Source organism: Rhodococcus sp. NPDC077669 (assembly GCF_040686915.1).
Taxonomy (GTDB): domain Bacteria; phylum Actinomycetota; class Actinomycetes; order Mycobacteriales; family Mycobacteriaceae; genus Rhodococcoides; species Rhodococcoides fascians.
Window position 1 is genome coordinate 36,754 of the sequence record NZ_JBFBMD010000029.1, and the last position, 10,048, is coordinate 46,801.

The 10,048-nt window shown below is 63.7% G+C and carries 10 protein-coding genes; 2 read left to right on the forward strand and 8 right to left on the reverse strand.

Features of this window, described 5'->3' with window-relative positions; genetic code table 11:
- Positions 1-243: 243 nt before the first annotated feature.
- Complete coding sequence (locus AB0P23_RS22440; protein ID WP_231578189.1) at positions 244-720, reverse strand: rhodanese-like domain-containing protein; 477 nt, start codon at positions 718-720, stop codon at positions 244-246.
- Positions 721-737: 17 nt separating this feature from the next.
- Entirely contained in the window at positions 738-2,033 is a 1,296-nt protein-coding gene (locus AB0P23_RS22445) for a prolipoprotein diacylglyceryl transferase family protein (RefSeq protein ID WP_230595438.1), read from the reverse strand.
- Between the two features lie 296 nt (positions 2,034-2,329).
- Here AB0P23_RS22445 and AB0P23_RS22450 point away from each other — a divergent pair, with 296 nt between their 5' ends.
- Both AB0P23_RS22450 and AB0P23_RS22455 read left to right on the forward strand, forming a co-directional pair.
- Positions 2,330-2,581, forward strand: coding sequence for a hypothetical protein (locus tag AB0P23_RS22450; RefSeq protein ID WP_032401334.1), 252 nt, complete (start codon positions 2,330-2,332; stop codon positions 2,579-2,581).
- A 1,046-nt stretch (positions 2,582-3,627) separates the two neighbouring features.
- Positions 3,628-5,733: a heavy metal translocating P-type ATPase gene (locus AB0P23_RS22455; RefSeq protein ID WP_230593579.1), complete on the forward strand. Its 2,106-nt coding sequence runs from the start codon at positions 3,628-3,630 to the stop codon at positions 5,731-5,733.
- Positions 5,734-5,839: 106 nt separating this feature from the next.
- On the opposite strand, the gene AB0P23_RS22460 is transcribed toward AB0P23_RS22455, so the two are convergent.
- From AB0P23_RS22460 to AB0P23_RS22485, 6 genes are all read right to left on the reverse strand, one after another.
- Positions 5,840-6,484, reverse strand: a complete 645-nt coding sequence (locus AB0P23_RS22460) for a DUF305 domain-containing protein (RefSeq protein WP_008720034.1) — start codon at positions 6,482-6,484, stop codon at positions 5,840-5,842.
- Between the two features lie 85 nt (positions 6,485-6,569).
- On the reverse strand, positions 6,570-6,992 hold the full coding sequence (locus tag AB0P23_RS22465; protein WP_027494146.1) for a DUF6153 family protein: 423 nt from the start codon (positions 6,990-6,992) through the stop codon (positions 6,570-6,572).
- Positions 6,993-7,065: 73 nt separating this feature from the next.
- Positions 7,066-8,427 (reverse strand): MBL fold metallo-hydrolase, encoded by a 1,362-nt coding sequence (locus AB0P23_RS22470; RefSeq protein WP_363799465.1) that lies wholly within the window; start codon positions 8,425-8,427, stop codon positions 7,066-7,068.
- Between the two features lie 56 nt (positions 8,428-8,483).
- Positions 8,484-8,753: a metal-sensitive transcriptional regulator gene (locus tag AB0P23_RS22475; RefSeq protein ID WP_027494148.1), complete on the reverse strand. Its 270-nt coding sequence runs from the start codon at positions 8,751-8,753 to the stop codon at positions 8,484-8,486.
- Between the two features lie 79 nt (positions 8,754-8,832).
- Entirely contained in the window at positions 8,833-9,606 is a 774-nt protein-coding gene (locus AB0P23_RS22480) for a sulfite exporter TauE/SafE family protein (RefSeq protein ID WP_032374051.1), read from the reverse strand.
- On the reverse strand, positions 9,606-10,007 hold the full coding sequence (locus tag AB0P23_RS22485) for a DUF302 domain-containing protein (RefSeq protein WP_363799467.1): 402 nt from the start codon (positions 10,005-10,007) through the stop codon (positions 9,606-9,608). Before AB0P23_RS22485 ends, AB0P23_RS22480 begins: the two co-directional genes overlap by 1 nt.
- Positions 10,008-10,048: the final 41 nt, after the last annotated feature.

Here is a 10,048-nt window from a genome sequence, read left to right on the forward strand (position 1 = left end):
CGCTGGTAGCACTGAGGGTGACAGCGGGCGAGGTTCTGATTCGCCGGTACAGGCCGGGGCCCGTTCGACGTCGTTTGCGCCCGCTGGCAAACCGATAGGTTCACTTCCCGGCAGTAGCGGGACCATCGGCGAAGTGTCCGGTCCCGACCTGGTAAACCCTGACCAAGACGATCTCGGCATTCGATTTCACCGGATCGGTTCTGGTGCTCGACCTTCGGGGGCGGTGGTGCGGAACGTGCGTGATCATTCTCCGATGGTTCGTCCGGTGTTTCGCCACGCGAGCATGCCGCCTTGTAGTTCGACGACATCGGTGTAGCCGAGAGAGGCCAGTTCTTTCGCAGCGGTGGCGCTCATTGTCCCGGTACGGCAGTAGATCGCCAGCGGCGTGGTCCGGTCGGGCGGCAACGTCGCGGCCTGTTGTCGGATCTGGTCGAAGGGAAGGCTCGAGTCGGTTCCCGGGAGCTGGCCCTCGTCGGGGGTATGGACGTTGATCGTGACTCGGGCGGGATCGGCGATTGCGGCGGCGAAGTCAGCGGGATCGAGCAGTTCCGCCCGTGTAGCAACGGGCATCGACGCGGTGGGCTCAGAGACCTCGCCGCCGGTACATCCAGCGAGTGCAAGGACGAGGACAGTCAGTATCGATGCCGGACTACGGAGCGTCGATCGGGACACCGAATGCGGTGCCATCGCATCGAGGTGATCACCGAAAGGCACACGCATAAAAATACGTTCGGTGATCACGAGAGCACCTGCGACGCTGCGAGGACGCCGATGAGGACCGCGCAGCAGATGAGCGAGACAGTGAGTCGGCCTCGACGAGTGTGCGCGTCCACTCGAAACAGAAACAGGCCTTGCCGGACCAATGTGTATGCGGCAATACTCCCCAGGAAGACCAGCCCTCCGACGGGAAGGTCGACCTGAAGTACCGCGGCGAGCGCAACTCCCGCGATCAACAGGGCTGCAGCGGCCTCGTAGAGCTGAACCGGAATCCTCCTCGTCGCCAGGGTGCGATCGGACGAAAACAGGCCCCACCGAGATCGAGTCGGACGCCCCGAACAGCAGCCCGCCAAGAAGCATCCCGGACGACCGATCGCCATGCCGAGAAACAATCCCGGGGTGGTTGCATCCAGGACTGCGCCGACGTCCATACCCCCGAGTGCTCCGCCGATGACCAAGGTGCCGAGCGAAACGAGGAGGAAGCCTTGTATGCACGCTCCTGCGCGGATGAAAGTAGATATCGGTCGACGGTGCAAGATCAAGTACCAAACCTTGGCACCGATATATCCCAAAACGCAACTCAGAGCTGAAATTGCAACAGCAGCAGCAACATTGGCATCCATGCGTGAGAGCAGGAATCCCTGAACAATCAATGCAACCACCGCTCCCGCGGCTACCAACGCCGGCCAACTCCACACCCGCACAGCGGGACCGTATGTCAGTAGCGCAGTGCGCGCGGTGAGCACAGAGTTCTGCTGCCGTTCGCTACTGTCTGCGCCCCCGTCGATGCGTCGCGCACTCACCTCCCACTCCCCGCTGGCAATGCCCTGAATACGGGTGGTCGCGGCGAACCGGCCTCCAGCGGCAGGACGTGATTTCACGACCAGAGTCCGATCGAAACCGACCTTCTCGGTCGATGCATGGCCCTCGACTTCCACCCGCGATCCAGTGAAGCGAATCGCCACGTCGTGGCTGGGCTCGGCATCGGCCCCGCCGACACCCCAGTACGTCACCGCAAGCCCCAGCGGCTCGACCTGGGAAATCTCATCGGTACAACTGGTGGCTGGTGAGCGCTTGGGTGCGTAACTCTGCGGTGCGGGCGCAACAGCTTCAGGCGTGCGGGCACGTGGGCGCTCCGGCGGCGCTGCAGTATCGATCGTCGGTTCTGCGGCCTGGGCCGACGCTCGCGGTGGGGTAGTGGAGTCCGGCGCGAAAGCCCGGGCGACAGTGGGATGGAGTGCACCGCTGCCGGGCGAGTGGCCCCTGCTTCGAAGATAATCGGCGGCGGCGACGCTGACCGCAGAATGTGGGGCCACCGCTGAGAGGGGATGCCTTGGCTGGGGCTCAGTACGTATGGCACCGGGGTGGGGAGCCGGTGGGCCGCCCCCGGATCGTGTCGCCGTGGTTCGTCGTTTGTGCGCTTTCGATCGCGACTTGCTGGATTTCTTTCCCACAGGTTGCCTCCATCATCGCCTGTCCGGGCGACGGCGTCTCGACAGCAGTCAACTACTATGCTCGATAGTAGCTGAACTACTAAGCGTTATAGTAGGAGCTGCGGGATGACCACACTCCGCAGGTCAGCAGGTGGCTGGTGCGAGAGTGAGGAGCAGCAATGATGAATATGGGCACCATGAGTGGCGGATGGACGATGATGGCAGGAATGGCCGCGTTCTGGCTGGTCGTGATCGCTCTGTTGATCTGGGGTGCGGTTCGGCTGATGTCCGCTCGCCCGCAATCGGGGGAGGACGCGCAGGAAATCCTCGATCGTAGATTCGCGGCCGGGGAGATAGATCGAGATTTCTATCGCGCAGCGGTCGCAGAATTGGCGACCGCTGCGCTGCGCAAGCGTGCCGACACTCGGTAAAGAGCAACTGCGGTGTGACGGGCAGGCATTTTCACCGCATGTGACCGAGTTTGCGGACTGGATATGTCGGTGCGCGCCGGCTGGCCGGTAGGGCAGGGCTCGCCCGGGGCCGGTGAGCGGCAACTGTCGGCGCGTTCGAAGGCGCACCGAAACGATCAGATCGAAAGTGGAACCGAACGTGAGTGATACACCCATCTACGACTTACTCAACGCTACATCGGCGGCGCCGCAGCCCCATGGTGAACGAGACAGTATCGCTCCACCGTCCGATCTGCGGCGTCAGCGATCGACCGAACGAGCAGTTCCGCGATCTTCGAGAGTCGACACGCGGGCTCGCCATGCGCGCCGTGACACGGCGTAATTCGCCCTGCCCTGCCTCCAGTCGGTGAGAAGACTCGTAACGGAAATCGCAGCGAACGCCGATGATCCACGCGCGTGTGCAGGTACGCCCGTCGCTGTAAGGCTCAGCTGTGCCGCGGATGCATGCGCCCCTTGACCGAATCGGTATCGACATCCATGCCCGTCCGTGAGCATGACAGCGACCGCGGGTGCACCTGGTGGCCAGCCGACTGGCGCTCACGCGTTGACAACACCCTGACGGTTCTTCCCAATGGGATCAGGAAGGGGTATGGTTCGACTTGATCAACATATACCCCTATGGGGTATATGTTGTCCGAGATGTCGAAAGCTACGCATGATCATCACGCACTGTCAGTTACGCCGGTATTGATGTACGGCCACTGTGAGCCGTCGGTCCGCAACGACGTCAACGCCGTGATCGGAATGGACACTGTCGCGTTATCGGCGGCGGCAGGGACATTCACGGTCACCAGTGCAGCCGCGCTCGTCCAGGCGCAGATCATTGTCGCCCTCGACGCCGAATACACAGCCGAACCAGAACCCACGAGTTCATGGGATGAATGGATATCGAACTCGATGGATGAGAGGACTGCACGATGAACGATCACACACACTCCGACGTCGACTCCGCGCGGACGGATCCGCCGAACAGACTGCAGCACAGCGGGCATGAAGAAGGACCCGAAATGCACACGGACGGGGCAGAGAAGGCGACTCCGCAGTCGGACCACGACACCGGCGGGCACAACGCAGAGCACGGCGGGCACACCGGTCACGGTGATCACGTCGGTATGTTTCGTCGCCTGTTCTGGGTCATGCTGGTCCTTGCCGTTCCGGTGATCGTTGCCTCGAACATGTTCGCGATGCTCCTCGGCTACTCATTGCCCGACGCAGCGTGGATTGCCTGGGTCTCTCCGGTGTTCGGAACGGTGATGTACGCCTGGGGCGGGTCTCCGTTCCTCTCCGGAGCAGTCAGCGAAATCCGTTCCCGTGCACCGGGAATGATGCTGCTCATCGCCCTGGCGATTACCGTCGCATTCATTGCGTCGATGGGAGCGAGCCTCGGCCTGCTCGATCATCAGCTCGACTTCTGGTGGGAACTGGCCCTGCTGATCGTGATCATGCTGCTCGGGCACTGGATCGAGATGAGATCACTCGCCCAGACCACCTCCGCTCTGGACTCGTTGGCGGCGTTGCTCCCGGATGTCGCCGAACGCGTCGAGGGCGACGATGTGGTGCCGGTGCCCCCGTCCGAGCTGCAGCTCGGTGATGTCGTTGTCGTCCGCCCCGGCGGCCGCGTACCGGCGGACGGCACCATCGTCTCCGGATCGGCGAGCATGGACGAATCGATGATCACCGGGGAATCACGCACCGTCCGCCGCAGCGACGGCGATCAAGTCGTCGCCGGCACTGTCGCCACCGACTCAGGTCTGCGCGTCCAGGTCACTGCAGTAGGGGAGGACACCGCCCTCGCCGGCATCGGCCGCTTGGTCGCCGACGCCCAGAACTCGACCTCGCGCGCTCAGCGCATCGCGGACACCGCCGCTGGCTGGCTGTTCTGGTTCGCTCTCGGTGCCGCGATCATCACCGCTGCGGTGTGGACTCTGGTCGGGATGCCCGACGACGCCGTCATCCGCACCATCACCGTGCTGGTCATCGCCTGCCCGCACGCACTCGGACTGGCGATTCCGCTGGTGGTCTCCATCGCCACCGAACGCGCCGCCCGCGGCGGTGTTCTGGTCAAGGACCGGCTCGCACTCGAAACCATGCGCACGGTGGACACCGTGCTGTTCGACAAGACCGGGACCCTCACCAAGGGTGAACCCACCGTCACCGCAGTCGAGGTGACCGGCGGGCGCACCGCCGACAACGTTCTCGCGCTGGCCGCTGCCGCAGAAGCAGATTCCGAACATCCACTCGCCCGTGCCATCGTCGAGGCCGCACGCGCGCGGAACCTGACGGTCCCGGCTGCAGCCGGCTTTCAGTCGTCCCCCGCCGTCGGGGTCGCAGCCGACGTCGACGGCGTCCGGATCCAGGTCGGCGGGCCGGCACTGCTCGAGCAGGAACACGGATCCGAACTCGCTGTCGCCGACCGGTGGCGCGGGGACGGGGCGATCATCCTGCACGTCCTCGCCGACGGGGCCGTGATCGGTGCCCTCGCGCTCGCCGATGAGATCCGGTCCGAGTCACGCACTGCGGTAGACGCGCTGCACGCGCGAGGAATCGCGGTCGTGATGATCACCGGTGATGCCGACGCCGTCGCGAAGTCCGTCGCCACCGAGCTCGGTGTGGACCGCTACTTCGCCGGGGTGAAACCGGAAGACAAGTCGCACAACGTCGCTGAACTCCAGAGCGAAGGCCGTACGGTGGCGATGGTCGGCGACGGAGTCAACGACGCCCCGGCTCTGGCGCAGGCCGATGTCGGTATCGCGATCGGGGCCGGCACCGACGTCGCAATCGCATCGGCCGGAGTGATCCTCGCCAGCGACGACCCGAGGTCGGTGTTGTCGGTGATCGAACTCTCGCGCGCCTCGTACCGAAAGATGAAGCAAAACCTCTGGTGGGCAGCGGGATACAACCTCATCTCGGTTCCGCTCGCGGCAGGAGTGCTCGCGCCGGTCGGGTTCGTGCTGCCGATGTCGATCGGCGCGATCCTGATGTCGCTGTCGACGATCATCGTCGCTGCGAACGCACAATTACTGCGTCGACTCGACCTCACACCCGACACCATCACCGGAGCGGTGAACGAGGGGAGTTCCAACCCTCCGTCGCAGCGCACACCGTCACTGTGAGAGCTGATCTCGTACCGGGAACGCAGCCCTGACAATTGTGGAACGTTGATGGCCGCACCTTCTCCGCCGGAGAGGATGCGGCCATCGTTGTCTATAGCGGGCCGGGTCAGCCGAGCAGCCGCTGCATGGTGTCGATTTCCTGCTGCTGGGTGGCGACGATGGTGCGGGCCATCTCCAGGGCGTCAGGATTGGAACCGTCTGCGATTTCGGTGTTGGCCATCTCGATGGCGCCGGTGTGGTGGGCGATCATCATCGTCAACCACTGGCGGTCGAATTCCGGTCCCGACGCTGCCATCAACGCGTCCATGTCCTGAGCGGTCATCATGCCGCTGCCGGAGCTGTGGTCCATCCCGCCCATGTCACCCATGTCACCCATGTCACCCCTGTCCATGTCGGGCATGGGCTGGCCCCACTCGGTGAGCCAGGTGGTCATCTGGTCCATCTCGGGCTGTTGCGCGGCGGCGATCGCCGATGCCAGCGACAGCACCTCCGGGTTGTCGGTGCGGCCGTTCGCCATGTCGGCCATCTCGACTGCTTGGGCGTGATGCGGGTACATCATCTGCGCGAACATCACGTCGGCATCGTTGAACTCTGCGGACGCGCTTGCTTGGGCCGAGGACATCGGTGCCGAGGACATCGATCCCATCGCATGGCCGTCCATCGACGAATCGGCCGCGTTGTCGCTACAGCCGACGACGAGGAACGCGCTCGCGGCGGCAGCAGCGATCGAGGCAATGACTTTGGTACGCATGAGGAAACTCCTTGCAAGAGTGGGTAGTGCAGAGAATTGGATGTCGTTCGATCCGCCGACAGACACGCGTCTGCCGGGCTCCCTGTCACACTCGCAAGGTCACCGATCTGTCCAACTCCCATAACGTCCACGGCGGCGCACGCTCAAGCGTGGAGTCGGCCCGTCCAATGATCCGGTTCACCGATGTCGGCGCCAGGTCGAGGGCTGCGCTCATCGCCGGGACCGTCAGCGCGGGCCACGACACCGTCGTGCCGACGCAGGGATGCATCATCTGGTGCCCCGACGGGCAGTCATGTTCCCCGGTCATCACCGGAACCGTGGCGTCCGTGTGGGACGGTGCTGCGAACGAGGCATGGCCGCCGCTCATCGATGTGGACATCGAGCCGGTCACGGGCATCGACATCGGTGTCACCGAATGCATCAACAGGACACCGAACACCGTCAGTGCAATCAGTAAAGCTGCCGTCGGAGCTGTGCCCCGTCGACCGTGCCGATTCACTGAGTGCATGCGGCCGATGATACCAACATATACCCCCTGGGGGTACGCCTGTCTCGTCGCGTTCGGTCGTCGAAGCATTTCGTCATGTCTTCGAGGTGTCGAGTCCGAGATCTGTTGCGCGGTTGTAGTCGTCGTCGATGAGCACCACGCTGCGATGTTCCCGGTCGAGTAGTGAGGCCGCGATCGAGGCGCGATAGCCGGAGGCGCAGTGCACCCACACTTTGCCGTCGGGAACTTCTGCGAGTCGGTGCGGCAGTTCGTGGAGGGGAATGTTGATCGCACCGGGGATGTGGCCGTCCGCGTATTCGGACTGTTGACGGGTGTCGAGCACTGCAATGTCCGAGTCCTCTGCGGCGAGTCCGGCGAAGTCGGACACTTCGTAGGACCGTACGCGCCCGTCGCTGGCGAGCGAATGAATCTCTCCGACAGCGGAGCCGGAGGGGTGGTCGATGCCGATACGTGCCAACTCCCTTGTGGCCTCGTCGATTTGATCGGATGTGTCGCCGATCAAGGTCAGCGGCGCACCCCACTGGTAGAGCCAGCCGAGGTAGGTGACGAATGTCGTCGACAGCTCGAAGCCCAGGGAACCGTCGAGATGCCCGGCTGCGAAGGCAGTTCGTGCGCGGAGGTCGACGACCCACTGGCCGTCGTCGATGCGCCTGCGTAGTTCGTCGGGGTCGACGGGCTCTGGGGTGGACAGATCGATCGGGGCCGGACCTTCGGTGTTGATGACGCCCATGTGGGCGTAGTACGCGGGGTAGGCCGACAATCCTGCGATCAATTCGTCGACGTACGTCTGCTCGTCCTGCGTCAGCGCAGGGTTGGACTGTTGCTGTTCACCGATGGTCGACGAGTCGCCGCTGGTGGGTGTGGCGGAGCAGAAGCTACCGAATCCGTGGGTGGGGTAGACCTCGACATCAGCGGGCAGTTCGGCGGCGATTCGACGGACCGAATGGAACTGAGCGTGGGTGAGCTTGTCGGTGTGCTCGGAGCCGAGCAGGTCGGTGCGGCCGGTCGATCCGTAGAGCATCGAGCCACCGGTGAAGATCGCGATCGGTTCGTCTCCGAGTTGCAGTACGTAGCTGACGTGATGATGGGTATGGCCAGGGGTGTGCATGACCTGAAACGTCGCCGATCCCGCGTCGACGACATCGCCGTCCCCCACTGCGCGCCGTTCGTATTCGACCGGGTCTCCCTCGGGGACAACGTATTCGGCTCCGGTGGCGCGTGCAAGCTCAAGTCCGCCGGTGACGTAGTCGTTGTGGATGTGGGTTTCGAGTACGTGGGTGATGGTGGCGTTCTTCTCCGCGGCCAGTGCCAGGACGCGGTCGATGTCACGTTGGGGATCGATCACCACTGCAACGCCGTCGTGGCTGATGAGATAGCTGCGGTCGCCCAGGCTCGAGGTTTCGATGATGGCGATATCTGGATCGGTCGTGCTCATGGGGTACTCCTACGGTGTTGTCGGGTCGGCCTCGTTTCTGACGTGAAATGTGTCGTTCAGGCCAGTGCGAGGAAGAGTTTTTCCAGTTCTGCTTCGGTCATGGGTTCTTTGTTGTCTGCGGTGTCGCCGGTCATGCATTCGCGGAGGCCGGTGGCGACGATCTTGAATCCGGCTTTGTCGAGGGCGCGGGAGACGGCGGCGAGTTGAGTGACGACGTCTTTGCAGTCGCGTCCGTTCTCGATCATGCCGATCACCCCGGCGAGTTGGCCGTGTGCGCGGCGCAGACGGTTGAGTACCAATGCGATGCTGTCTTCGTCGCCGATCATTGCGGTCTCCTGAGGGTGTGTGATGGTGGTAGTCGTTCCAGATTACCCCCGGGGGCATCGGTTCGGTGTGTGCAGTCGGTCATGACAGAACGAGGGTGTCGACAAGTACGTAGCCTGCGACGGCGAACACCAGGTAGGCGAACCACGTTCGCAGCTTGTCGGTGTCGATGCGTGTGCTCAGTTTTCCGGCGACCAGCGAGCCTGCGATCGCAGCACCGGCGAACGTGGCTGTCAGTGCCCAGTTTCCGCCGAGCCCGTCGGCCTGAGCGATCAGTCCGGCGGCGGAGTTGGCGACGATGACCACCAGCGACGTTCCGACAGCGACACTCATCTCGATTCCCAGCAGCAGCACCAGAGCGGGGATGATCAGAAATCCTCCGCCGACGCCGAACAGTCCGGTGAGAACACCGACACCGAACCCGGTCGGTATGGACCGTGGTGCGCATCGTCGCCAGTCGATCCCGGAATTTCCTGTCTTGCAGGCGGTTCCAACATCGTCGGTGCTGCGCAGCATCCGCGCCCCGGCGATGATCATGACGATCGCGAAGCCGATCATCACTGCGGCCTCGGGCAGATGCTTGCCCAGGGTGCTGCCGACCAGGGTGCCGACGATACCGGTGGCGGCGAAAATCGCAGCCAGTCGCCATTCGACGAGCTTCGCCCGCACCTTGGGGATGGCCCCGGTCGCCGAGGCGACACCGATCACCAGCAACGATGTCGGTATCGCCTCCGACAGGTCCATTCCGAGGGCGTAGACAAGAACCGGGACGGCGAGGATTGACCCGCCGCCGCCGAGGAGGCCGAGCAGGATGCCGACGGCGACGCCGAGGACCAGGGCCAGCGTCAGGGTCATCAGCTGTGGGCTGTGTCCTGGCCACCGAGTGCGTCGATGGCGGCCTGGAGCTTGGTGGTGGCCTCTGCGGCGACGTCGGAGAGTGCAGGTTCGCCGGTGGCTTGGACCATGATGTCGGGGTTCATTGCTTCGACGATGACCGATCCGGGTGTGGCGGTGTCGGCGCGGACGACGACATTGCACGGCAGCAGCAAGCCGATCTGGCGCATGACTCCGACGGCGCGGTGCGCGAGGGTGGGATTGCAGGCACCGAGGATGAGGTACTGCTCCATGTCCTCGTCGAGTTTGGCCTTCAGCGTGGCCTGCATGTCGATTTCGGTGAGAACACCGAAGCCCTGATCTGCGAGGGAGGGACTGCCCCAGCTTTGGTTGACATCTGATCTGTGAGGATCGCTCCTCACGGTGGAAGGATGTTCACCATGCCGAAAGCATTTCCCGAGGA

Bases quoted from the DNA above. Each gene is read 5' to 3' on its own strand.
- AB0P23_RS22440 (WP_231578189.1), bottom strand. From the start codon at position 720: ATGCGTGTGCCTTTCGGTGATCACCTCGATGCGATGGCACCGCATTCG.
- AB0P23_RS22450 (WP_032401334.1), top strand. From the start codon at position 2,330: ATGATGAATATGGGCACCATGAGTGGCGGATGGACGATGATGGCAGGA.
- AB0P23_RS22455 (WP_230593579.1), top strand. From the start codon at position 3,628: ATGCACACGGACGGGGCAGAGAAGGCGACTCCGCAGTCGGACCACGAC.
- AB0P23_RS22460 (WP_008720034.1), bottom strand. From the start codon at position 6,484: ATGCGTACCAAAGTCATTGCCTCGATCGCTGCTGCCGCCGCGAGCGCG.
- AB0P23_RS22465 (WP_027494146.1), bottom strand. From the start codon at position 6,992: ATGCACTCAGTGAATCGGCACGGTCGACGGGGCACAGCTCCGACGGCA.
- AB0P23_RS22470 (WP_363799465.1), bottom strand. From the start codon at position 8,427: ATGAGCACGACCGATCCAGATATCGCCATCATCGAAACCTCGAGCCTG.
- AB0P23_RS22475 (WP_027494148.1), bottom strand. From the start codon at position 8,753: ATGATCGGCGACGAAGACAGCATCGCATTGGTACTCAACCGTCTGCGC.
- AB0P23_RS22480 (WP_032374051.1), bottom strand. From the start codon at position 9,606: ATGACCCTGACGCTGGCCCTGGTCCTCGGCGTCGCCGTCGGCATCCTG.